Raw genomic sequence first — 23,943 nt, 5'->3', positions numbered from 1 at the left:
GTGAAAGACTTATTAAAGTTTCTGAAAGCGCAAACTAAAACCGAAGAGTTTGATGCGATCAAAATTGCTCTGGCTTCGCCAGACATGATCCGTTCATGGTCTTTCGGTGAAGTTAAAAAGCCGGAAACCATTAACTACCGTACGTTCAAGCCTGAGCGTGACGGCCTTTTCTGCGCCCGTATCTTTGGGCCGGTAAAAGATTATGAGTGCCTGTGCGGTAAGTACAAGCGCCTGAAACACCGCGGTGTGATCTGTGAGAAGTGCGGCGTTGAAGTGACCCAGACTAAAGTGCGTCGTGAGCGCATGGGCCACATCGAGCTGGCATGTCCGACTGCGCACATCTGGTTCCTGAAATCCCTGCCGTCCCGTATCGGTCTGCTGCTGGATATGCCGCTGCGCGATATCGAACGTGTACTGTACTTTGAATCCTATGTGGTTATCGAAGGTGGCATGACCAACCTCGAACGCAACCAGATTCTGACGGAAGAACAGTACCTGGACGCGCTGGAAGAGTTTGGTGACGAATTCGACGCGAAAATGGGCGCGGAAGCGATCCAGGCGCTGCTGCGCAATATGGATCTGGAGCAGGAATGCGAGCAGCTGCGTGAAGAGCTGAACGAAACCAACTCCGAAACCAAGCGTAAAAAGCTGACCAAGCGCATTAAGCTGCTGGAAGCTTTCGTTCAGTCTGGCAACAAGCCGGAGTGGATGATCCTGACCGTTCTGCCGGTACTGCCGCCAGATCTGCGTCCGCTGGTTCCGCTGGACGGTGGTCGTTTCGCGACGTCTGACCTCAACGATCTGTATCGTCGCGTGATCAACCGTAACAACCGTCTGAAACGTCTGCTGGATCTGGCTGCGCCGGATATCATCGTACGCAACGAAAAACGTATGCTGCAGGAAGCGGTTGACGCCCTGCTGGATAACGGTCGTCGCGGTCGTGCGATCACCGGTTCTAACAAACGTCCTCTGAAATCTTTGGCCGATATGATCAAAGGTAAACAGGGTCGTTTCCGCCAGAACCTGCTCGGTAAACGCGTTGACTACTCCGGTCGTTCTGTTATCACCGTAGGTCCATACCTGCGTCTGCATCAGTGCGGTCTGCCGAAGAAAATGGCGCTGGAGCTGTTCAAACCGTTCATCTACGGCAAGCTGGAACTGCGTGGCCTGGCCACCACCATCAAAGCCGCTAAGAAGATGGTTGAGCGCGAAGAAGCTGTCGTTTGGGATATCCTGGACGAAGTTATCCGCGAACACCCGGTCCTGCTGAACCGTGCGCCAACCCTGCACCGTCTGGGTATTCAGGCATTCGAACCGGTTCTGATCGAAGGTAAAGCCATCCAGCTGCACCCGCTGGTTTGTGCGGCATACAACGCCGACTTCGATGGTGACCAGATGGCTGTTCACGTACCGCTGACGCTGGAAGCCCAGCTGGAAGCGCGTGCGCTGATGATGTCTACCAACAACATCCTGTCCCCGGCGAACGGCGAACCAATCATCGTTCCGTCTCAGGACGTTGTACTGGGTCTGTACTACATGACCCGTGACAGTGTTAACGCCAAAGGCGAAGGCATGGTGCTGACTGGCCCGAAAGAAGCTGAGCGTATTTATCGCGCCGGCCTGGCCTCTCTGCATGCGCGCGTTAAAGTGCGTATCACTGAATACGAAAAAGACGACAATGGTGAGTTTGTCGCGAAAACCAGCCTGAAAGACACGACCGTTGGCCGTGCCATTCTGTGGATGATCGTACCGAAAGGTCTGCCGTTCTCTATCGTGAACCAGGCGCTTGGTAAGAAAGCGATCTCCAAGATGCTGAACACCTGTTACCGTATTCTGGGTCTGAAACCGACCGTTATTTTTGCGGACCAGACGATGTACACCGGCTTTGCTTACGCAGCGCGTTCAGGTGCATCCGTTGGTATCGATGACATGGTCATCCCGGAGAAAAAATACGAAATCATCAGCGAAGCGGAAGCGGAAGTTGCTGAGATTCAGGAACAGTTCCAGTCCGGTCTGGTGACCGCGGGCGAACGCTACAACAAAGTTATCGATATCTGGGCTGCGGCGAACGATCGTGTATCCAAAGCGATGATGGATAACCTGCAAACCGAAACCGTGATTAACCGTGACGGTCAGGAAGAGCAGCAGGTTTCCTTCAACAGCATCTACATGATGGCCGACTCCGGTGCGCGTGGTTCTGCGGCACAGATTCGTCAGCTGGCTGGTATGCGTGGTCTGATGGCGAAGCCGGATGGCTCCATCATCGAAACGCCGATCACCGCGAACTTCCGTGAAGGTCTGAACGTACTCCAGTACTTCATCTCCACCCACGGTGCTCGTAAAGGTCTGGCGGATACCGCACTGAAAACAGCGAACTCCGGTTACCTGACCCGTCGTCTGGTTGACGTTGCGCAGGACCTGGTCGTCACTGAAGACGACTGCGGCACCCTGGAAGGCATCACCATGACGCCGGTTATCGAAGGTGGCGACGTTAAAGAGCCGCTGCGCGATCGCGTACTGGGTCGTGTGACTGCGGAAGATGTTCTGAAGCCGGGTACCGCGGATATTCTGGTTCCACGCAACACGCTGCTGCATGAGCACTGGTGTGACCTGCTGGAAGCGAACTCCGTTGACTCCGTCAAAGTGCGTTCCGTTGTATCCTGTGACACCGACTTTGGCGTCTGCGCGCACTGCTATGGTCGTGATCTGGCGCGTGGCCACCTCATCAACAAAGGTGAGGCTATCGGCGTTATCGCGGCACAGTCCATCGGTGAGCCGGGTACACAGCTGACGATGCGTACGTTCCACATCGGTGGTGCGGCATCTCGTGCGGCTGCTGAATCCAGCATCCAGGTGAAAAACAAAGGTAGCATCAAGCTCAGCAACGCGAAGTCGGTTGTGAACTCCAGTGGTAAGCTGGTTATCACTTCCCGTAATACCGAGCTGAAGCTGATCGACGAATTCGGTCGTACCAAAGAGAGCTATAAAGTACCTTACGGTGCGGTTATGGCGAAAGGCGACGGTGAGCAGGTTGCCGGCGGTGAAACCGTCGCAAACTGGGATCCGCACACCATGCCGGTTATCACCGAAGTTAGCGGTTTCATCCGTTTCACTGACATGATCGACGGCCAGACCATTACTCGTCAGACTGACGAGCTGACCGGTCTGTCTTCGCTGGTGGTTCTGGACTCTGCAGAACGTACCGCAGGTGGTAAAGATCTGCGTCCAGCACTGAAAATCGTTGATGCTCAGGGCAACGACGTTCTGATCCCAGGCACTGATATGCCTGCTCAGTACTTCCTGCCGGGTAAAGCGATTGTTCAGCTGGAAGATGGCGTACAGATCAGCTCGGGTGACACCCTGGCGCGTATTCCGCAGGAATCCGGCGGTACCAAGGATATCACCGGTGGTCTGCCGCGCGTTGCGGACCTGTTCGAAGCACGTCGTCCGAAAGAGCCGGCTATCCTGGCTGAAATCAGCGGTATCATTTCCTTCGGTAAAGAAACCAAAGGGAAACGTCGCCTGGTTATCACCCCGGTAGACGGTAGCGAGCCGTACGAAGAGATGATCCCGAAATGGCGTCAGCTCAACGTGTTCGAAGGTGAACGTGTGGAACGTGGTGATGTGGTTTCCGACGGTCCGGAAGCACCGCACGACATTCTGCGTCTGCGTGGCGTACATGCTGTGACCCGTTACATTGTTAACGAAGTCCAGGACGTATACCGTCTGCAGGGCGTTAAGATTAACGATAAGCACATCGAAGTTATCGTTCGTCAGATGCTGCGTAAAGCCACCATCGAAAGCGCAGGCAGCTCCGACTTCCTCGAAGGCGAGCAGGTGGAATACTCCCGCGTCAAGATCGCGAACCGCGAACTGGAAGCGAACGGCAAAGTGGGCGCAACGTTCTCCCGCGATCTGCTGGGTATCACCAAAGCGTCTCTGGCCACCGAGTCCTTCATCTCCGCGGCATCGTTCCAGGAGACCACTCGCGTGCTGACCGAAGCAGCCGTTGCGGGCAAACGCGACGAACTGCGCGGTCTGAAAGAGAACGTCATCGTGGGTCGTCTGATCCCGGCCGGTACCGGTTATGCGTATCACCAGGATCGTATGCGCCGTCGCGCTGCTGGCGAGCTGCCGGCGGCACCGCAGGTGAGCGTGGAAGAAGCGTCTGCCAACCTGGCAGAGCTGCTGAACGCAGGTCTGGGCGGTTCTGACAACGATTAATCGTTGATGCACTGCTAAAAAGCCGGTCAGGTTTCCTGACCGGCTTTTTTTATTGTCTATTTTTCGCCGCTTTCCCGGCCCTTAATTACATTTACGACATATTAAATCTTCATTTTCTTAGCAATTAATTCATGCAAAATATCTATTAGAAGCCTTTTTCTAAAACCTTTCTTTATGTATGGGTAAAACTTCTACTCATATCAAAAAATAATCAATTCAAAGGGTATATATTCAAAATACCTGATGAATCATGGGATTACTTCTGTTGCTGTATCTTCGGCGCGACGGCGCTGGAGAGGGATAGCCGCATCTCATGCTTCTCCCGGTCTGGCGCAGAAATAATCCCGAGAGGCAGGTAGGGATCATTTTTAGATCTGAGTGGACAGGCTCTGGGGGCTGCATGGAATTCGCGATACAACTCATTATTATATTAATTTGTCTGTTTTATGGTGCCCGAAAAGGGGGGATTGCGCTGGGGCTGCTGGGCGGCATCGGTTTGGTGATCCTCGTCTTTGTTTTTCATCTCCAGCCGGGCAAACCGCCGGTTGATGTGATGCTGGTGATCATTGCAGTGGTAGCCGCCTCGGCGACCCTGCAGGCGTCCGGCGGGTTAGACGTGATGCTGCAGATTGCCGAGAAGCTGCTGCGGCGTAACCCGAAATATGTTTCTATCGTGGCGCCTTTCGTCACCTGCACGCTGACCATCCTCTGCGGTACCGGCCACGTGGTGTATACCATCCTGCCGATTATCTACGATGTGGCGATTAAGAATAACATTCGTCCGGAGCGTCCGATGGCCGCCAGCTCCATTGGCGCTCAGATGGGGATCATCGCCAGCCCGGTCTCGGTGGCGGTGGTATCGCTGGTGGCGATGCTGGGAAATTTTACCTTTAACGGGAAACACCTGGAGTTTCTCGATCTGCTGGCGATAACCATTCCGTCCACGCTGCTGGGTATTTTAGCCATCGGTATCTTCAGCTGGTTCCGCGGCAAAGACCTGGATCAGGACGAAGCCTTCCAGGCGTTTATTGCGCTCCCGGAGAACCGCCATTACGTCTATGGCGATACGGCGACGCTGCTGGACAAAAAGCTGCCGACCAGCAACTGGATAGCAATGTGGATTTTTCTGGCCTCTATCGCCGTGGTGGCGCTGCTTGGCGCTTTTTCTGAACTGCGCCCGGCCTTTGACGGTAAACCACTGTCGATGGTGCTGGTTATCCAGATGTTTATGCTGCTCTCCGGAGCGCTGATCATCATCATTACAAAAACTAACCCGGCATCGATTTCCAAAAATGAGGTCTTTCGTTCGGGAATGATCGCTATCGTCGCGGTGTACGGCATCGCGTGGATGGCGGAGACCATGTTTGGCGCGCACATGACTGAGATTAAAGGCGTGCTTGGTGAGATGGTAAAAGAGTATCCGTGGGCTTATGCCATCGTGCTGCTACTGGTTTCGAAATTTGTGAACTCCCAGGCGGCAGCGCTGGCGGCGATTGTGCCAGTAGCCCTGGCCATCGGCGTCGACCCGGCCTATATCGTGGCTTCTGCGCCGGCCTGCTATGGCTACTATATTCTGCCGACCTACCCAAGCGATCTGGCGGCGATCCAGTTTGATCGCTCAGGGACCACCCATATCGGCCGCTTTGTGATTAACCACAGCTTTATCCTGCCCGGGCTCATCGGCGTCGGCGTCTCCTGCGTGTTTGGCTGGGTATTCGCGGCGATGTACGGCTTTCTGTAAGAAGGACGGGCGCCGGCAGCGACGCCCGTTAAATCCGTGAGATTATTGCGCGAGGGGCAGACGACGATAGAGTTCAATCATGTCGGTCGCCAGATCCTGAATGACCATAGCGTTCATCAGATGGTCCTGGGAATGCACGGTGATCAGGTTGACCGGCAATTTACCGCTGCCTTCATCCATGCCGATAAGCTGGGTCTGAATTTTATGCGCATGTTTGACGAACTCATGGGATTCAGCCATGGCCTGCTCCGCGGCGGCAAAATCGCCTTTTCGCGCCAGCTGTAGCGCCGTCAGCGCCGCGCTACGTGCGGAACCCGCGTTAACCAGCAGCTCCATGATGATCGTTTCTAAATCTTCCATCGATTACTCCAGCATCTTAAGGGCTTTATCCAGAACGGCATCACCTTTCATCATGCCGTAGTCCATCATATCGATCACGGCGACCTTCTTGCCGAACGGGTCGGCCAGCGCCTGCAGCTTCGCCTGCTCATATTTCACCTGCGGGCCGAGCAAAATAATGTCGGCGGCGGCCAGATTATCTTTAAACTCAGCGACCGGTACGGCCTTGATAGAGACCTCAACACCCTTCTTCTGCGCGGCATCTTGCATACGCTGAACCAGCATGCTGGTAGACATACCGGCGGCACAGCACAAAACGATATTCTTCATAGTCAGTGGCCCTTGTGTTCCGTGATGTCTTATCTTTATCGCGGCCCTGGCGATGCGACAACCGCTTTACCGTGATTGTGTGTAAGGCATCACACAATAATTGAAACCGGTTTCATTTTTTCCGGAAAAAATAAAAAAGCCCACCGAAGTGGGCGGTGGCGGCGCTGAAGTCTTACGCGCGCAGGATACGGTTTTTACCCTGCTGTTTGGCTTTGTACAGCGCTTCATCGACGCTCACCACCAGCTTATCCAGTGGCTCCATATTCCATTCCCCAAGTCCGGCGCTGAAGGTGACCGTCAGGCCATCTTCGCGCCAGGTGCGTCGTTCGACGTTTATCCGCCATGTTTCCAGCAGCGTGCGGGCGTTATCGATATGTTCGGCAGGAAAGACCACCGCGAACTCTTCGCCGCCGTAGCGATAGAGGGATATCTCCAGCGGCTGGAGGACCTGTAGCCCTTCGCGAGCGACGTTACGCAGGACGATATCGCCATTGAGATGGCCCCAGGTGTCGTTGATCGATTTAAAGTTATCGATATCGACCAGCGCGAGGGCGAATGGCTGGTGATCGTTCATCAGGGCGGCAATATCGCTGTCGAAGGCGCGGCGGTTTTTGCAGCCGGTGAGAGCGTCGATGGTCGCCTGGCGGACGTAGGACAGTTCGCGCTGTTTATTGGTTTCAATCGCTTTACTCAGCATCGCCTCAAGGCGCGGGGCGCGTTTGACGTCACCGGTTTTAATCGCATTGATGATATTCATCAGCACGGAACGGGAAGCATGACGCAGATAAAGACCGAACAGGATAATAATGATCGCTGCGAGAGTGAAACCGCCGATCACTAAATTGGTCTCATGACGTGTCAGATTGACCAGGGTGGCGTTATCGACACGGAAAATCACAAACCAGTCGGGATTGGTAAAGGAGTAATAGTAATACCAGGTGTCGCTCCCGGGATCGTAGAGCTGCCCCTCTCCGCTGGTCATTTTATCCATCAGCTCGTCCCTGACGAAGGGTTTAAACAGCGCGCCCGGGTCGGAGTGCAGGACCACTTTGCCATCCCGTTGCACCACAAAAAATTCCCCCTGTACGGGCGCCACCATCTGGCGCAGCGCGAACCCCATGGAGGTGAGATCGAGATGAAAGGCCAGGCTGCCCTTGAGTTTCCCTTCCGGGGTAATGATGGGTTTGAAAATGGTAATCGTCGGATGGTGGGTGAAATAATCCATATACGGACTGGTGTAGTGGCTGAAGGTGCTGGCTTCCGCCTGTTTGATAAACCAGGGCCGCGTTCTGGGATCGAAAGCCCGACTGTCTTCGTTTTCCAGCACCTCCGGGGCGCGCAGATAGTGGCCCTCGGTATCCGCCAGCGAGATGGATGAGACGCTTGGCATCATGTTCTGTAACTGCATCAGCGTGGTTAACCCTTTCTCCGGCTCCACATTGACTGCGCGATTCAGTTCGTCATTGCGGGCAAAGAAGGCGGCTGCGCGCCCGAGGATAAAATCATTTTCCCGCAGCAGGGTTTCCGTATAGTTGATCGCCAGGTTATGGGTAAAATTGCGGTTAATATCGTGATAATCTTCGAGAAAATCTTTCTGTTGCGCCAGAGTCACAAAAATAGCGATCAGCATAAAACTGAGCAAAATACCGGCAAACCCCACGACGATCGGCGTCGTAAAAGAGAGCTTTCTGTTGTGTAGAGCCATGAATCGTTAATCGTCCCGGATGTATAAACCATGGGTCCGAACGCAGGTTGCGTCTGGGACGCCTGCCGATCGAATCAGTTCACTATTGCTCAATTATAACTCTGAGGCCTTCATGTATCGTGATTTATATTCGGCGATAATGTGCAGGCCTCTGCTCAGCGCGGAGAGGCAGGGCGAAAATGAGGAAGAAAAGGTTCGCCCTGGTCAGCGTCCGCTGCTGACCAGGGCAGAATAGAAAAACGGCGTCGGGCGGGCCAGCCTCTGTTTTTCATCTCTCGTGCAGGCGCGCAAAATTATCAGGCGTTTACACTGTACATCATGAGGTTTGCGAAGCGCGTCCCAGCCAGCTATCCCAGTCTTTCCATACCGGCTGCAGGCCGCGGGCGGCCAGCGCGCTGGCGACCTCTTCAGGGCGGCGATCGTCGTGCGGGGCAAATTGCTCGAGCTCCGGATGATCGTCGGCGTAGCCGCCGGGCTGGGTTTTAGAGAAGGCGCTGACGTTATTGATCGCCAGCGGGATCACCCGGTCGCGGAACCAGGGTGATTCGCGGGTGGATAGCGACAGCTCAACCTCTGGCGCCAGCAGGCGGAAGGCGCAGATAGTTTGCACCAGCTGGCGCTCATCCATCAGCGAAGCCGGTTCAATACCGCCGGCGCAGGGACGCAGGCGCGGGAAGGAGACCGAATAGCGGCTGCGCCAGTAGCGCTGCTGCAGCCACAGCAGGTGCTCAGCGACTATAAAGCAGTCCACCCGCCAGCTGTCGGAAAGGCCGATGAGCGCGCCAAGGCCGATCTTATCGATCCCCGCCGCGCCTAAGCGATCCGGCGTATCCAGCCGCCAGAAGAAATCCTGTTTTTTTCCTTTCAGATGGTGTTGGGCGTACATGCTTTCATGATAGGTCTCCTGATAGACCATCACCCCGTCGAGTCCCAGGGTTTTCAGCTCGGCATACTCTTCAGTCGCCAGCGGCTGCACCTCCATATGCAGCGAGGCAAACTGGCTGCGGATAGCCGGTAGGTGCTGACGGAAATAATCCATTCCCACCTTACCCTGATGTTCGCCGGTCACCAGCAGCAGATGCTCAAAGCCCAGGTTGCGGATCGCGGCGCACTCGCGGGCAATCTCGGCGGCATCCAGCGTCTTGCGCTTAATGCGGTTGCTCATCGAGAAGCCGCAGTAGGTGCAGTCGTTAGCGCACAGGTTGGAGAGATACAGCGGCACGTAGAAGCTGACGGTATTGCCGAAGCGCTGCCGGGTGAGGCGCTGCGCGCGCTGGGCCAGCGGTTCAAGGTAATTGGCCGCGGCAGGCGAGAGCAGGGCCATCATATCGTCGCGGGTGAGCTGTTTAGCCGCCAGCGCCCGTTCGACGTCGGCGGCGGTTTTGCTGTTGATGCGCAGGCGGATATCGTCCCACTCCAGCTGCCGCCAGCGATCGCTAAAGGTTTTCATGCCAGCGCCTCCAGGAATCCGGTGAGCGGGCTGGTGGCCTGCGCCTGCGTACTGCGTGCCCCCGGTCCGGCCTGACGCGCCAGTAATCCGGCATCGATCGCCATACGGAAGGCGCGGGCCATGGCCACGGGGTCGTCGGCGACGGCAATGGCGGTATTGACCAGCACCGCGTCCGCGCCCATCTCCAGCGCCTGCGCCGCATGGCTCGGGACGCCGATCCCGGCGTCGACCACCACCGGGACCGTCGCCTGCTCGATAATAATCTCCAGCATGGCTTTGGTTTCCAGCCCCTGATTGGAGCCGATCGGCGCACCCAGCGGCATCACCGCCGCGCAGCCTACCTCTTCCAGTCGTTTACACAGCACCGGATCGGCGCCGCAGTAGGGCAGCACCACGAACCCTTCGCGGACCAGCAGCTCCGCCGCTTTCAGGGTTTCAATCGGGTCGGGCAGCAGCCAGCGGGCGTCCGGGTGGATCTCCAGCTTCAGCCAATGGGTACCCAGGGCTTCCCGCGCCAGGCGGGCGGCAAACACCGCCTCTTCCGCCGTCTTGGCGCCTGAGGTATTCGGCAGCAGGTTAACCCCCGCCGCCAGCAGCGGGGCGAGGATGGCGTCATTGCGCTGGCGTAAATCGACGCGCTTCATCGCCAGGGTTACCAGCTGGCTGCCCGAGGCGCGAATCGCCTCAACCATCACCTCCGGGGCGGCGAATTTGCCGGTACCGGTGAAAAGATGGGATTCAAACGTTTTGTCTGCAATACGTAACATGTCAGCCTCCAGCGATAACCTGAAAAAGCAGGACCCGATCGCCTTCCTGCAAGAGATGATCTTCCCACCGGTCGCGCGGCAGGATGTGTTGATTGAGCGCCAGCGCAACGCCCGGCTGCTGCTGTTCGAGCTGGGTCAGCAGGGCGCTGACGCTGAGATTGTCGGCGCACGCCAGCGGCTCGTCGTTAAACCAGATCTGCATGCCGCCCTCCGCACACCGGGCAGCTCCGGGAACGCTGTAGCGCAAGGGCGCGCCAGTTGCTGGTGCGGGCGTCGAACAGCCGCAGGGTGTTGCGCGGCGTCGCCATGCCGCTGAGCAGCTTAATTGTCTCCAGCGCCTGCAGGGTGCCCATCATGCCGACCACCGGGCCGACGATCCCCGCGGTGCGGCAGTTGCGCTGCGGTTCATCGCTTTCCGGCCACAGGCAGCGATAGCAGCCCTGCGTCCAGGGCGGGGTGAGCACCATCAGCTGACCGCCGAAGCCCACGGCGCTGGCGGTCACTAACGGGGTATCGAGGGCCACACAGGCGGCATTGATCGCCTGGCGGGTGACCATATTATCGGTACAGTCCAGCACCACGTCCGCTTTCGCCACTTCGGCGCGGAGCGCCTCGCCGCTTAAGCGCTGCTGGAGCGCTACCAGTTTGATCTGCGGGTTTAGCTGGCTGAGCCGGGTCTGTGCCGCTGCGGCTTTTGGCCGATCGATATCCGCGCTGGTGAACAAGATCTGCCGTTGCAGGTTGCTGAGATGCACCGCGTCGTCATCGGCCAGGGTCAGCGTCCCGACGCCAGCCCCGGCCAGATAGAGCGCCGCCGGGGAGCCCAGCCCGCCAAGGCCGATAATCAGCACTCGACTGGCTAACAGCTTCTGCTGCCCTTCGATGGCAATATCCTCCAGCAGCAGCTGGCGGCTATAGCGCATAAAGTCGTGATCATTCATCGCCCGCTCCCGCCAGCGCCAGCAGTTGGTCGGTCGCTGCCCGCCAGTCCGCCGCCTGGGTGATGGCGCTGACCACCGCGATGCTGCCGACGCCGGTCGCCAGTACCCCCGGCGCCTTTTCCAGGCTAATTCCGCCGATCGCCACGGTGGGGTAATCCGCCAGGCGTTGAATATGTCTGGCAAGCTGCTCGAGGCCCTGCGGCGCGGAAGGCATCTGTTTGGTTTGCGTCGGGAAGACGTGACCTAGCGCGATGTAAGAGGGGCGCGCCGCAAGGGCGACATCAATTTCCATATCATCGTGAGTAGAGACGCCAAGACGCAGCCCGGCCTGGCGGATAGCGCTCAGATCGGTGGTTTCCAGATCTTCTTGTCCGAGATGCACGCCATAGGCCTGGTGCTTAATCGCCAGTTGCCAGTAATCGTTAATGAACAGTCGGGCGTGATAACGGCGACCAAGGGCGATGGCGGCGATCACGTCATCCTCAACTTCGCTGTCGCGCCGGTCTTTGATGCGTAACTGAAGGGTACGTACCCCAGCTTCGAGCAGGCGCTCAATCCACGCCACGCTGTCCACCACCGGGTAGAGTCCGAGACGAAACGGGACGGGTGGAAAATCAGGTTGATACATCAGGCTTCCTCCTGTTTCAGGTAGATTTCGCCGCCGCGGGCGCGGAAGTTATTCGACATATCGGCCATGCCGGCTTCGATACTTTGCTTCGCGGCGTAGTCGCGGACCTCCTGAGTGATTTTCATCGAACAGAATTTCGGCCCGCACATGGAGCAGAAGTGGGCGACTTTGCCGGACTCCTGCGGCAGGGTTTCATCGTGATAGGCCCGCGCGGTGAACGGGTCGAGCGCGAGGTTGAACTGGTCTTCCCAGCGGAATTCAAAACGCGCTTTTGACATCGCGTTGTCGCGGATCTGCGCCCCGGGGTGGCCTTTCGCGAGGTCGGCGGCGTGGGCGGCGATTTTGTAGGTAATCAGCCCCTGTTTGACATCCTCTTTGTTGGGCAGGCCGAGATGCTCTTTCGGCGTGACATAGCACAGCATGGCGCAGCCGAACCAGCCGATCATTGCCGCGCCGATACCGGAGGTGAAATGGTCGTAGCCCGGCGCGATATCAGTGGTGAGCGGCCCCAGGGTGTAGAACGGCGCTTCGTGGCAGTGCTCCAGCTGTTCGGTCATATTGCGGCGGATCATCTGCATCGGCACGTGGCCAGGGCCTTCAATCATCACCTGCACGTCATATTCCCAGGCGATTTTCGTCAGTTCGCCGAGGGTGCGCAGCTCGGAAAACTGCGCCTCGTCGTTGGCATCCTGAATGGAGCCGGGGCGCAGGCCATCGCCCAGCGACAGCGACACGTCATAGGCGGCGCAGATTTCGCAGATTTCGCGGAAATGCTGGTAGAGGAAGTTTTCCTGATGATGCGACAGGCACCACTTAGCCATGATTGAGCCGCCGCGCGAGACGATACCGGTCAGGCGCTTCGCCGTCATCGGGACGTAGCGCAACAGTACGCCGGCGTGAATCGTGAAGTAGTCGACGCCTTGCTCGGCCTGTTCCAGCAGGGTATCGCGGAAGACTTGCCAGGTGAGATTCTCGGCGATGCCGTTGACCTTCTCCAGCGCCTGGTAAATCGGCACGGTACCAATCGGCACCGGGCTGTTGCGCAGGATCCACTCGCGGGTTTCGTGGATATAGCGGCCGGTGGAGAGGTCCATCACCGTGTCGGCGCCCCAGCGGGTTGACCAGACCAGTTTCTCGACCTCTTCTTCGATGGAAGAGGTCACCGCCGAGTTGCCGATATTGGCATTCACTTTCACCAGGAAGTTGCGGCCGATAATCATCGGTTCAGACTCCGGGTGGTTGATGTTGGCGGGGATGATGGCGCGTCCGGCGGCCACTTCATCGCGAACAAACTCGGGGGTGATGTTTTCCGGTAGGTGGGCGCCGAAGCCTTCACCTGCGTGCTGCTGGCGCAGAACCTCGCTGCGGATACGTTCGCGACCCATGTTTTCGCGAATGGCGATGAACTCCATCTCCGGGGTGACTATCCCCTGGCGGGCGTAGTGCAGCTGGGTAACGCATTTGCCAACGACGGCGCGTTTGGGCGTCAGCAGGCCGCTGAAGCGCAGCTCATCGAGACCGTCGTCGGCCAGCCGCGCTTTGGTATAGGCCGAGCTGCGTTCGCTGAGTGGCGCGCAGTCGTTACGCGCGTCGATCCACGGCTGGCGCAGCTTTGCCAGCCCCTGGCGGACATCAATGCTAATATCCGGGTCGCCATACGGCCCGGAGGTGTCATACACCGGGATCGGTTCGTTGGTTTCGTACCGGGGGTTATCTTTATCGCCGCCGACGAGAGTTGGGCTGAGCTGAATTTCACGCATCGGGACGCGGATATCCGCTTGTGAGCCGTGAACATAGATGCGGCGTGAATTAGGAAAAGCGGTACCCGCCAGCGTATCAATGAATCGCTGCGCGTGCTCGCGTTGTTCCCGACGGGTTAGTTTGGTAGTAGACATAGCGCATTCCAGTTAAAAAAGGACATGGCTTGTCAGACGACGGATGGAGTAACAGATGCGATCGGCCCTGACGGACTGACGCGAACAGCAGTTTACTCTTGTTCCCTTCGCAGGTATTAGCCTGATCAGGTTCCGCGGATCCCGAATTAACGGTCTCAGCCTTTTCCACGTTAGCCTGCGCATGGAAAATAGGCACTCCGACAAGATGAAATCCCTCCGCAGAGGGATAATGTACGTAAATTACGCGTTAACGGTTCACAACTCAAGCGGTCGGCGCAATATTATCGCGCACGTCATTGCTCAGGTTATGGGCGACAGCCAGGGCGATCAGTTTATCTTCCAGCGCGAAACGCGCCTCCAGCGACTCGCCGATATCCGACAGCGCCTGCTGAAATTCAAGATAGTTATCGTGATCGATGGCGTTTTCGAGGCAGGTATCGTAGTAGTCCATCATCTGCTGGGTATTGGCTTCCAGCTGCGGGTAAAGCCGGGTGGCGGCTAAAAGAGGGGTATCGCCTTCCATTTCGCCAATAATGCGTTCATAAATACTAAAATGACCGGATGAGAGGTAATCCACCAGACTTTGGCAAAAGTCATCCAGCGCCTTTTCGTTTAGCCGCATAAACGACTCTTTGCCCGGTTTCAGGCCAACCAGGTTGTAGTAAGCCACGAGCAGATGCTTACGCACTTGTAGCCAGCGATCGACCAGTTCATTACTACCGCCAACGCGCTCCGTCAGATTTTCCAGCTGGTTTAGCATGATTGACTCCGCTAGTTTTGATTTAAATCTGCTCACCAAAATGTAAATATAATGTTAACAACATGCCAGTGAAGCAAAGGTAGTGCAATAGATATGGATCGTATTATTGAAAAATTAGATCGCGGCTGGTGGGTTGTCAGTCACGAACAAAAATTATGGTTGCCTGGTGGAGAATTACCACATGGCGAAGCGGTTAATTTCGATCTTGTCGGCCAGCATGCGCTGCATATTGGCGAGTGGCAGGGCGAGTCCGTGTGGATGGTGCGCCAGGATCGTCGCCATGACATGGGATCGTTGCGCCAGGTGCTGGATCAGGATCCGGGACTCTTCCAGCTGGCTGGGCGGGGGATCCAGCTCGCCGAATTTTATCGCTCGCATAAATTTTGCGGTTACTGCGGCCACCCGATGCATGCCAGCAAAAGCGAATGGGCGATGCTGTGCAGCCACTGCCGTGAACGTTACTACCCGCAAATTGCCCCCTGCATTATCGTGGCAATCCGTCGCGACGATGCGATCCTGCTGGCGCAACATACGCGCCATCGCAACGGCGTGCACACCGTGCTGGCCGGCTTTGTCGAGGTCGGCGAAACCCTTGAGCAGGCGGTGGCTCGCGAGGTGATGGAGGAGAGCGGTATTCGGGTAAAAAACCTGCGTTACGTGACCTCTCAGCCATGGCCGTTCCCGCAGTCGCTGATGACCGCCTTTATGGCGGATTACGCAGATGGCGAGATCGTGGTCGACAAAAAAGAGTTACTGACCGCGGACTGGTATCGCTATGACGACCTGCCGCTTCTGCCGCCGCCGGGGACAGTGGCGCGGCGGCTTATCGAAGATACCGTCGCGATGTGTCGGGCAGAGTTCGAGTGACATGTTACACTGGGCGTATCAACGCTAAAGGAATGTAAAAATGACCGAACTGAAGAACGATCGTTACCTGCGCGCGCTGCTGCGTCAGCCGGTTGATGTCACCCCGGTGTGGATGATGCGCCAGGCGGGCCGCTATTTACCGGAGTACAAAGCCACCCGTGCGCAAGCGGGCGACTTTATGTCGCTGTGTAAAAATGCCGAGCTGGCCTGCGAAGTGACGCTCCAGCCGCTGCGCCGTTACCCGCTGGACGCGGCGATCCTCTTTTCGGACATCCTGACCATCCCGGACGCCATGGGGCTGGGGCTGTACTTTGAAGCTGGCGAAGGTCCGCGCTTCACCTCGCCGGTAAAAAGTAAAGCCGACGTCGACAAGCTGCCGATCCCGGATCCGGAGCAGGAGCTGGGCTATGTAATGAACGCCGTGCGCACCATTCGCCGCGAACTGAAAGGCGAAGTGCCGCTGATCGGTTTTTCCGGTAGTCCATGGACGCTGGCTACGTACATGGTGGAGGGCGGCAGCAGCAAGGCTTTCACCGTGATTAAAAAGATGATGTACGCCGAGCCGCAGGCGCTGCATGCGCTGCTGGATAAGCTGGCGAAGAGCGTTACCCTGTATCTCAACGCGCAGATCAAAGCCGGCGCGCAGTCGGTGATGATTTTTGACACCTGGGGCGGGGTGCTGACCGGCCGCGACTATCAGCAGTTCTCCCTCTACTACATGCATAAGATCGTCGATGGCCTGCTGCGGGAAAACGAAGGCCGCCGCGTGCCGGTGACTCTGTTCACCAAAGGCGGTGGTCAGTGGCTGGAAGCGATGGCGGAGACCGGCTGCGATGCGTTGGGTCTCGACTGGACCACCGATATTGCCGATGCCCGCCGTCGCGTGGGTAACAAAGTAGCGCTGCAGGGCAATATGGATCCGTCGATGCTCTATGCGCCCGCCCCGCGTATTGAAGAAGAAGTGGCAACCATTCTTGCCGGCTTTGGCCAGGGGGAAGGCCACGTCTTTAACCTTGGACACGGTATTCATCAGGACGTTGACCCCGAGCATGCGGGCGTCTTTGTTGAGGCTGTGCACCGTCTGTCCGCACCCTATCACCAGTAGGAGATAAGCCCTATGGATTTAGCCGCACTACGTACCCAACAGCAACAGTTAGCCGCGTCGGTAGAGCGTGCGGATCGACTGGATCGCGACCCGCCGGCGTTGATCGGCGGCGCGGACGTCGGGTTTGAGCAGGAAGGGGAGATCACCCGGGCTGCGATGGTGCTGCTGACCTGGCCTGAGCTTGAGCTGGTGGAGTATCAGGTGGCGCGGGTCGCCACCTCTATGCCCTATATTCCCGGCTTTCTCTCGTTTCGCGAAACGCCTGCGCTGCTGGCGGCGTGGGAGCAGCTTTCGCAAAAACCGAACCTACTCTTCGTTGACGGACACGGCATTTCTCATCCCCGGAGATTGGGCGTCGCCAGCCATTTTGGCCTGATGATTGATGTGCCGACTATCGGAGTGGCGAAAAAACGCCTGTGCGGCAAAATCGGCGACCTGGGTGATGAGCCTGGCGCGCTGGCCCCGCTGATGGATAAAAATGAGCAACTGGCCTGGGTCTGGCGCAGCAAAGTGCGCTGCAACCCGCTGTTTATTAGCACCGGCCACCGGGTAGGCATGGACAGCGCTTTAATGTGGGTTGAGCGCTGCATGCGAGGCTACCGTCTGCCCGAGCCGACGCGTTGGGCCGATGCGGTGGCGTCCCGTCGTCCGTCGTTTGTGCGTTGGCAAGCAAATCACAGCTGATTCAGGTACACTGCGCCTAATTTCTGACTTCGAGAATTAATCATGTTACAAAACCCGATTCACCTGCGCCTGGAGAAGCTGGAAAGCTGGCAGCATGTCACTTTTATGGCCTGCCTGTGCGAACGTATGTATCCCAACTACGCGATGTTCTGCAAGCAAACCGAGTTTGGCGACGGCCTGCTTTATCGTCGTATCCTGGACCTGATCTGGGAAACGCTGACGGTTAAAGATGCGAAGGTGAATTTCGACAGCCAGCTGGAGAAGCTGGAAGAGGCGATCCCGGCGGCAGATGATTTCGACATGTACGGTGTCTATCCGGCCATAGACGCTTGCGTGGCGTTGAGTGAACTGATTCATTCTCGTCTGAGCGGCGAAACGCTCGAGCACGCGATCGAGGTGAGCAAGACCTCCATCACCACCGTGGCGATGCTGGAAATGACCCAGGAAGGTCGCGAAATGACCGACGAAGAGTTGAAAGCGAATCCGGCGGTAGAGCAGGAATGGGATATTCAGTGGGAAATTTTCCGCCTGCTGGCCGACTGTGAAGAGCGTGATCTTGAGCTGATAAAAGGCCTGCGCGCGGACCTGCGCGAGGCTGGCGAGAGCAATATTGGTATAAATTTTCAGCAGTGAGACCAGAAAACGTGATTTACCGCCTGAATTGTAGCGTCTGAAGGCTTCCATTCCGCCCCCCGTCTGGTCTACATTTGGAGGGCGAAAAAAAGTGGCTATCGGTGCGTGTATGCAGGAGGGTGCTTTTTTGGCATTTCCGTCGCACTCGATGCTTAGCAAGCGATAAACACATTGTAAGGATAACTTATGAACAAGACTCAACTGATTGATGTAATTGCGGACAAAGCTGACCTGTCCAAAGCACAGGCTAAAGCTGCCCTGGAATCTACCCTGGCTGCAATTACTGAGTCTCTGAAAGAAGGTGATGCTGTTCAACTGGTTGGTTTCGGTACCTTCAAAGTGAACCACCGCGCTGAGCGTACTGGCCGCAACCCGCAGACCGGTAAAGAGATCAAAATCGCTGCAGCTAACGTGCCGGCATTTGTTTCTGGCAAAGCACTGAAAGACGCAGTTAAGTAAGACCGCGTGGCAGTGAACAGTTTTATCGAAGGGGCTATTAAGCCCCTTTTGTCTGTCTGGCGCCGGCCTCTGGCGCTGGCGGGCATCCTGTTGCTGACTGCCTGCAGCCACGACACGTCGCTACCGCCGTTTACCGCCAGCGGATATGCGGACAATCAGGGAGCGATGCGCATCTGGCGTAAAGATTCTGGCGATGAAGTCCATCTTCTCGCCGCCTTCAGCCCGTGGCGTCACGGGGACACTTCGACCAGCGAATATCGCTGGCAGGGCGATCAACTGGCGCTTATCGAACTCAATGTCTATGGCAAACCGCCGGAACATATTCGCGCCCGTTTCGACGCGCAGGGCGATCTGAGCTTTATGCAACGGGAAGTGGACGGGCAGAAGCAGCAGCTCTCCAGCGACCAGGTCGCGCTATATCGTTATCGCGCCGAACAGATCCGCCAGACCAGCGACGCCCTCCGCCAGGGGCGGGTCGTCCTGCGGCAGGGGCGCTGGAACGCTGCCGCGCATACCGTGCTGACCTGCGAAGGGCAGACGGTTACGCCCGACCTCGATAGCCGGGCCCTGGCGCACATTGAACGCCGCCAGAGCCACGCTTCCGCCGCAGTGAGCATTGCCTGGCTGGAGGCGCCGGAAGGCTCTCAACTGCTGCTGGTCGCCAATGAAAACTTCTGCACCTGGCAGCCGACGGAAAAAAGCTTCTAACCTTTACCAGTGGTTCATGCCCATATGACCGCCGGCGCTACCGCGACAGCCGCCATATCCCATTCCTGCGCCGCGGGGAACGCCTGCCTCAGCCAGGGCGATATCAAACTTCACCCGCTGCTGATCCAGCTTCTGGCGTAAGCCTTCCATCTCCTGAGCGACAGCTTCAATCTTCCCGCTGTCCGGCTTTTGCGCCGTGAGCAGCGCATTGTACTCATAGCGTTTGGACTGCAGCTTCTGGCGCAGGGCGCTGGTTTGCGCATAGTAATCGTTATGCAGCTTTTGCACGGTAGCCTGCTGCTCCTGGGTCAGCTGACTGTAGCCCTGGTTGCCCATCCCGTTATTGTTGCCCCAGTGGTGGTTGGCCCAGGCCGCGTTGCTGGCGAAGGTCAGCGCGGCAAAGGTAACGAGGGCGAGAGGTAAGGTACGGTTCCGTTTCATGGCATTTTCTCCTGTGTGGTTTCCCTCGGTATTGCATCTTCCATGCCAGTCTGAAAAAGCCCGTCTGTGTGGGCCTGCCGAAGCCTTTGCCGAGGAGAGCGAGTAAAAATGACCCGTTCCGCCAGGGTCAGGCGAGTCATTTTTACTCGCTTAAGCGCAGGCGATATGTTTGAGAGCAGGATTGGCCGCGCGGAAACATGGCATGATTTCTGCTGAAGGAGCCTGCAGATAGTGAAAAAGAGATGACAAGGACTCGCCGATGAAGATCAAATCTCTCTCCCGGGACGCCGCCGCTGGCGCGCTGAGCTGGCTGCTGACCGGCACGGTTGTGCTGCTGGTCATGCTGTTCTCCGCGATGATCGTCCGCGACTACGGTCGCGAGACGACCGCTGCCCGACAAACCATTGAAGAGAAAGGGAGCGTGCTGATCCGCGCGCTGGAGTCCGGCACGCGCGTCGGGATGGGGATGCGTATGCATCATGCGCAGCTGCAGGCCCTGCTGGAAGAGATGGCCTGGCAACCGGGCGTCCTGTGGTTCGCGGTGACCGATGAAAACGGTAAAATTATCGCCCATAGCGATCCGCAGCAGGTGGGTAAAACGCTGTATAGCCCGGCGCAGATGCGTGCGTTAGCGGTTGGCGAACAGGCCCGCTGGCGCCGGCTTAGCGAACCGCAGCCGGCGCTAGAGATCTATCGCCATTTTCGCCCGCTTAATCCGGCCCGCGGCCACCATATGGGAATGATGAACCGCGGCAATAGCGCCCTGGCTCAGGCCATCGTCCCGCAGGTGATTTTTATCGCCTTTGATAGCCGCGAGCTGGATGCCGCGCAGGCCCGCGGGCAGCGAAATATGGCCATCATGCTGGGTGCCGCCGCGCTGGTGATAGCGGCGACGATCCTCGCTCAGTTCTGGTTCCGCCGCTATCGTCGCTCGCGGAAACAGCTGCTGGAGGCGATGGCCCGCAAGGAAAAGCTGGTGGCGCTTGGCCATCTGGCGGCGGGGGTCGCGCACGAGATCCGCAACCCGCTCTCGTCGATTAAAGGGCTGGCGAAATATTTTGCCGAGCGCACGTCGCCTGGCGGCGAGTCGCATCAGTTAGCCCAGGTGATGGCCAAAGAGGCTGATCGCCTGAACCGGGTGGTCAGCGAGCTGCTGGAGCTGGTCCGTCCCGCCCATCTAAACTACCAAACAGTCGATATCAACGCGCTTATCCGCCACTCATTGCAGTTGGTAAGCCAGGATGCGCAGAGCCGCGGGATCGCGCTGCAATTTACTCCGCGACCTGAGTTAACCACGATCAGCGCCGACCCCGATCGCCTGAATCAGGTGCTGTTGAACCTGTACCTGAATGCAATGCAGGCGATTGGTCGTGACGGCGTCATTCGCGTAACAGCAAGCGAAGCCGATCGTCAGCGGGTGAAAATCGTCGTCACGGATAGCGGTAAGGGGATGAGCGATGAAGAGTTACAGGCTATCTTCACGCCGTATTTCACCACCAAGGCGGACGGCACCGGGCTGGGGCTGGCCGTAGTGCAGAATATTATCGAACAACATGGCGGGACGATCCGCGCCGAAAGTCAGCCGGGAGCTGGAGCGATATTTACGCTTTGGTTACCGGTGGATGCTCAACGGAGGGAAGATGAGCAGCGATAAAGTACAGATTCTGGTCGTTGATGATGACATCAGCCACTGCACGATCCTGCAGGCGCTGCTGCGCGGCTGGGGCTATCAGGTGGGGGTGGCTCACAACGGCCTGCAGGCGCTGGAGCAGATCCATCAGCAGGTCTTCGACCTGGTGCTGTGCGATATCCGTATGGCGGAGATGGACGGTATCGCAACGTTAAAAGAGATTAAGGCCTATAACCCGGCGATACCGGTGCTGATCATGACGGCGTTTTCCAGCGTCGGTACGGCGGTAGAAGCTATTAAGTCCGGGGCGCTGGATTATCTGGTTAAACCGCTGGATTTTGACACCCTGCAGCAGACGCTGGTTCAGGCATTGGCGCACACCCGGCAGAGCGAGAGCGACCCCAGCGTTGCGACGGATTCACGGTGGGGCATGATTGGCGACAGCCCGGCGATGCAGGCGCTTCTTAACGATATTACGCTGGTGGCCCCTTCGGACGCGACGGTGCTGATTTATGGGGAGTCGGGAACCGGTAAGGAGCTGGTGGCGCACGCCATCCACGCCTGCAGCGAGCGTCGTGACAAGCCGTTGGTCACGCTCAACTGCGCGGCGCTGAATGAGTCACTGCTGGAATCCGAGCTGTTCGGTCATGAAAAAGGGGCGTTTACCGGGGCGGATCGGCGACGGGAAGGACGCTTTGTCGAGGCGGATGGCGGCACGCTGTTCCTTGATGAAATTGGCGATATCTCGCCGCTGATGCAGGTGCGTCTGCTGCGGGCGATTCAGGAGCGGGAGGTGCAGCGGGTCGGCAGCAACCAGACGCTTGCCGTTGATGTGCGGCTTATCGCCGCCACCCATCGCAACCTTGCGGAAGAGGTGAGCGCCGGGCGCTTTCGCCAGGATCTCTATTACCGACTCAACGTCGTGACCATCGAGATACCGCCGCTGCGCCGGCGACGGGAAGATATTCCGCAGCTGGCGCAGCATTTTCTCAAACGCTATACCGAACGCAATCGTAAGACGGTAAAGGGGTTCACGCCACAGGCGATGGACCTGCTGATCCACTACCCCTGGCCGGGCAATATACGCGAGCTGGAAAACGCGGTGGAGCGGGCGGTGGTGCTACTGACCGGAAACTATATCTCTGAGCGAGAACTGCCCCTGGCGATCGCCGGTACGCCGCTGCCATCAGGCGGGAGCGAGGAGGGAGGAATTCAGCCGTTAGTGGAAGTGGAGAAAGAGGTGATTCTGGCGGCGCTGGAAAAAACGGGCGGCAACAAAACCGAAGCCGCCCGTCAGTTAGGCATTACGCGCAAAACGCTGCTGGCGAAACTTAGCCGTTAGCCTTTTCACGTTCGATGGCGCGCCAGCCGATATCGCTACGGCTAAAGCTACCGTCCCAGCGAATGTCGGTCAGCAGCTGATAGGCGCGCTGCTGCGCCTGCGCTACGGAGTCACCCAGCGCGGTGACGCACAGCACGCGCCCGCCGTTGGTGACCACGCGCTGGTCGTCAGACAGTTTGGTGCCGGCGTGGAAGACTTTACCGTCTGCGACTTCCTGCTGCGGCAGGCCGTAGATCTCATCGCCCGTATTGTAGCTGCCCGGATAGCCGCCGGCGGCAACCACCACGCCCAGCGACGCGCGGTCATCCCACTCGGAGGTTTTCTCGTCCAGCTTGCCCGCGCAGGCGGCGAGGCACAGCTCGACCAGGTCGGACTTCATGCGCAGCATGATCGGTTGGGTTTCCGGGTCGCCAAAGCGGCAGTTGAACTCAATCACCTTCGGGTTGCCCTGCTTGTCGATCATCAGACCGGCGTAGAGGAAACCGGTATAGGTGTTGCCTTCAGCGGCCATGCCTTTCACGGTTGGCCAGATAATCCGCTCCATGGTGCGCTGGTGGACTTCGTCAGTAACCACCGGCGCCGGGGAGTACGCCCCCATCCCGCCGGTGTTCGGGCCGGTATCGCCGTTGCCGACGCGCTTGTGATCCTGGCTGGTGGCCATCGGCAGGACGTGCTCGCCGTCGACCATCACAATAAAGCTAGCCTCTTCGCCATCGAGGAACTCTTCAATCACGATGCGGTGGCCTGCGTCGCCAAAGGCGTTGCCGGCCAACATATCTTTGACCGCCGCTTCGGCTTCCTCGAGGGTCATCGCCACGATAACGCCTTTACCCGCCGCCAGACCGTCGGCTTTGATGACGATCGGCGCGCCTTTCTCGCGCAGATAAGCCAGCGCAGGCTCCACTTCGGTGAAGTTCTGGTATTCCGCCGTCGGAATATGATGACGGGCGAGAAAATCTTTGGTGAAGGCTTTTGAGCCTTCCAGCTGCGCGGCGCCTTCGGTTGGCCCGAAGATGTTCAGCCCGGCGGCACGGAACGCGTCGACCACGCCAATGACCAACGGCGCTTCCGGACCAACGATGGTCAGATCGATGTTCTCATCCTGCGCGAAGCGAAGCAGCGCCGGAATATCGGTGACGCCGATGGCGACGTTTTGCAGCGACGGCTCCAGGGCGGTACCGGCGTTGCCCGGCGCGACGTAGACGGTATCAACCAGCGGCGACTGAGCCGCTTTCCAGGCCAGCGCGTGCTCGCGCCCGCCGTTACCGATTACTAATACTTTCATCTGCTGCTC

General features: G+C 57.9%; 22 protein-coding genes and 1 riboswitch. Of the genes, 10 read left to right on the top strand and 12 right to left on the bottom strand.

All coding sequences use genetic code 11. From position 1 onward, the window contains the following. Together rpoC and dcuB are read left to right on the top strand one after the other, a co-directional pair. Positions 1 to 4,224, top strand: a complete 4,224-nt coding sequence (rpoC, locus tag LPQ25_RS24705) for a DNA-directed RNA polymerase subunit beta' (RefSeq protein WP_002884146.1) — start codon at positions 1 to 3, stop codon at positions 4,222 to 4,224. A 400-nt stretch (positions 4,225 to 4,624) separates the two neighbouring features. Then, complete coding sequence (gene dcuB / locus LPQ25_RS24700; protein ID WP_002884148.1) at positions 4,625 to 5,965, top strand: anaerobic C4-dicarboxylate transporter DcuB; 1,341 nt, start codon at positions 4,625 to 4,627, stop codon at positions 5,963 to 5,965. A gap of 42 nt (positions 5,966 to 6,007) precedes the next feature. On the opposite strand, the gene LPQ25_RS24695 is transcribed toward dcuB, so the two are convergent. The 10 genes from LPQ25_RS24695 to LPQ25_RS24650 form a co-directional block, all read right to left on the bottom strand. Further along, complete coding sequence (locus LPQ25_RS24695; RefSeq protein WP_004212847.1) at positions 6,008 to 6,325, bottom strand: PTS lactose/cellobiose transporter subunit IIA; 318 nt, start codon at positions 6,323 to 6,325, stop codon at positions 6,008 to 6,010. Positions 6,326 to 6,328: 3 nt separating this feature from the next. Then, positions 6,329 to 6,634 (bottom strand): PTS sugar transporter subunit IIB, encoded by a 306-nt coding sequence (locus LPQ25_RS24690; RefSeq protein ID WP_002884150.1) that lies wholly within the window; start codon positions 6,632 to 6,634, stop codon positions 6,329 to 6,331. A gap of 172 nt (positions 6,635 to 6,806) precedes the next feature. Beyond that, positions 6,807 to 8,339, bottom strand: coding sequence for a sensor domain-containing diguanylate cyclase (locus tag LPQ25_RS24685; RefSeq protein WP_004212849.1), 1,533 nt, complete (start codon positions 8,337 to 8,339; stop codon positions 6,807 to 6,809). A gap of 316 nt (positions 8,340 to 8,655) precedes the next feature. Further along, a complete protein-coding gene (thiH, locus tag LPQ25_RS24680; RefSeq protein ID WP_004177872.1) occupies positions 8,656 to 9,789 on the bottom strand; it encodes a 2-iminoacetate synthase ThiH in 1,134 nt (377 codons plus the stop codon). After that, the gene (gene thiG, locus LPQ25_RS24675) at positions 9,786 to 10,556 is read right to left on the bottom strand and encodes a thiazole synthase (protein ID WP_004152308.1); all 771 of its coding nucleotides are present in this window, start codon (positions 10,554 to 10,556) and stop codon (positions 9,786 to 9,788) included. The genes thiH and thiG overlap by 4 nt, the downstream gene beginning before the upstream one ends. 1 nt (position 10,557) lies before the next feature. Beyond that, complete coding sequence (gene thiS, locus LPQ25_RS24670) at positions 10,558 to 10,758, bottom strand: sulfur carrier protein ThiS (protein WP_002884183.1); 201 nt, start codon at positions 10,756 to 10,758, stop codon at positions 10,558 to 10,560. Then, entirely contained in the window at positions 10,742 to 11,497 is a 756-nt protein-coding gene (thiF, locus tag LPQ25_RS24665) for a thiazole biosynthesis adenylyltransferase ThiF (RefSeq protein WP_004177871.1), read from the bottom strand. The genes thiS and thiF overlap by 17 nt, the downstream gene beginning before the upstream one ends. Further along, entirely contained in the window at positions 11,490 to 12,125 is a 636-nt protein-coding gene (thiE, locus tag LPQ25_RS24660; RefSeq protein WP_004152310.1) for a thiamine phosphate synthase, read from the bottom strand. The genes thiF and thiE overlap by 8 nt, the downstream gene beginning before the upstream one ends. Further along, positions 12,125 to 14,020: a phosphomethylpyrimidine synthase ThiC gene (thiC, locus tag LPQ25_RS24655; RefSeq protein ID WP_009485012.1), complete on the bottom strand. Its 1,896-nt coding sequence runs from the start codon at positions 14,018 to 14,020 to the stop codon at positions 12,125 to 12,127. Before thiC ends, thiE begins: the two co-directional genes overlap by 1 nt. An 85-nt stretch (positions 14,021 to 14,105) precedes the next feature. Then, a riboswitch (TPP riboswitch) is annotated at positions 14,106 to 14,230 on the bottom strand. A gap of 52 nt (positions 14,231 to 14,282) precedes the next feature. Beyond that, positions 14,283 to 14,780, bottom strand: a complete 498-nt coding sequence (locus LPQ25_RS24650) for an Rsd/AlgQ family anti-sigma factor (RefSeq protein ID WP_002884324.1) — start codon at positions 14,778 to 14,780, stop codon at positions 14,283 to 14,285. A gap of 93 nt (positions 14,781 to 14,873) precedes the next feature. On the opposite strand from LPQ25_RS24650, the gene nudC reads away from it, so the two are divergent. The 6 genes from nudC (at position 14,874) to LPQ25_RS24620 (ending at position 19,236) form a co-directional block, all read left to right on the top strand. Further along, on the top strand, positions 14,874 to 15,647 hold the full coding sequence (nudC, locus tag LPQ25_RS24645; protein WP_002884327.1) for an NAD(+) diphosphatase: 774 nt from the start codon (positions 14,874 to 14,876) through the stop codon (positions 15,645 to 15,647). 40 nt (positions 15,648 to 15,687) lie between these two features. After that, a complete protein-coding gene (gene hemE / locus LPQ25_RS24640; protein WP_004178235.1) occupies positions 15,688 to 16,752 on the top strand; it encodes a uroporphyrinogen decarboxylase in 1,065 nt (354 codons plus the stop codon). A 12-nt stretch (positions 16,753 to 16,764) separates the two neighbouring features. After that, the gene (gene nfi / locus LPQ25_RS24635) at positions 16,765 to 17,436 is read left to right on the top strand and encodes a deoxyribonuclease V (protein WP_012737143.1); all 672 of its coding nucleotides are present in this window, start codon (positions 16,765 to 16,767) and stop codon (positions 17,434 to 17,436) included. Positions 17,437 to 17,478: 42 nt separating this feature from the next. Next, positions 17,479 to 18,069, top strand: coding sequence for a YjaG family protein (locus tag LPQ25_RS24630; protein WP_002884331.1), 591 nt, complete (start codon positions 17,479 to 17,481; stop codon positions 18,067 to 18,069). A gap of 186 nt (positions 18,070 to 18,255) precedes the next feature. Next, positions 18,256 to 18,528, top strand: coding sequence for a nucleoid-associated protein HU-alpha (hupA, locus tag LPQ25_RS24625; protein WP_002884342.1), 273 nt, complete (start codon positions 18,256 to 18,258; stop codon positions 18,526 to 18,528). Between the two features lie 12 nt (positions 18,529 to 18,540). Next, a complete protein-coding gene (locus LPQ25_RS24620) occupies positions 18,541 to 19,236 on the top strand; it encodes a DUF1481 domain-containing protein (RefSeq protein ID WP_002884344.1) in 696 nt (231 codons plus the stop codon). A gap of 3 nt (positions 19,237 to 19,239) precedes the next feature. Here LPQ25_RS24620 and zraP read toward each other — a convergent pair whose 3' ends face one another. After that, positions 19,240 to 19,677 (bottom strand): zinc resistance sensor/chaperone ZraP, encoded by a 438-nt coding sequence (zraP, locus tag LPQ25_RS24615; RefSeq protein ID WP_012737144.1) that lies wholly within the window; start codon positions 19,675 to 19,677, stop codon positions 19,240 to 19,242. Between the two features lie 259 nt (positions 19,678 to 19,936). Here zraP and zraS point away from each other — a divergent pair, with 259 nt between their 5' ends. Next, entirely contained in the window at positions 19,937 to 21,331 is a 1,395-nt protein-coding gene (gene zraS / locus LPQ25_RS24610; protein WP_004895017.1) for a two-component system sensor histidine kinase ZraS, read from the top strand. Further along, entirely contained in the window at positions 21,318 to 22,649 is a 1,332-nt protein-coding gene (gene zraR, locus LPQ25_RS24605) for a sigma-54-dependent response regulator transcription factor ZraR (RefSeq protein WP_012737145.1), read from the top strand. Before zraS ends, zraR begins: the two co-directional genes overlap by 14 nt. Here the strand turns inward: zraR and purD are convergent. Then, complete coding sequence (purD, locus tag LPQ25_RS24600) at positions 22,639 to 23,934, bottom strand: phosphoribosylamine--glycine ligase (RefSeq protein ID WP_002884357.1); 1,296 nt, start codon at positions 23,932 to 23,934, stop codon at positions 22,639 to 22,641. The two genes, zraR and purD, sit on opposite strands and share 11 nt — an antisense overlap. Positions 23,935 to 23,943: the final 9 nt, after the last annotated feature.

The sequence above is a fragment of the Klebsiella sp. KPN54798 genome, from assembly GCF_021184225.1.
Lineage (GTDB): Bacteria > Pseudomonadota > Gammaproteobacteria > Enterobacterales > Enterobacteriaceae > Klebsiella > Klebsiella pneumoniae.
This window is presented reverse-complemented; position numbering and strand designations above follow the sequence as displayed.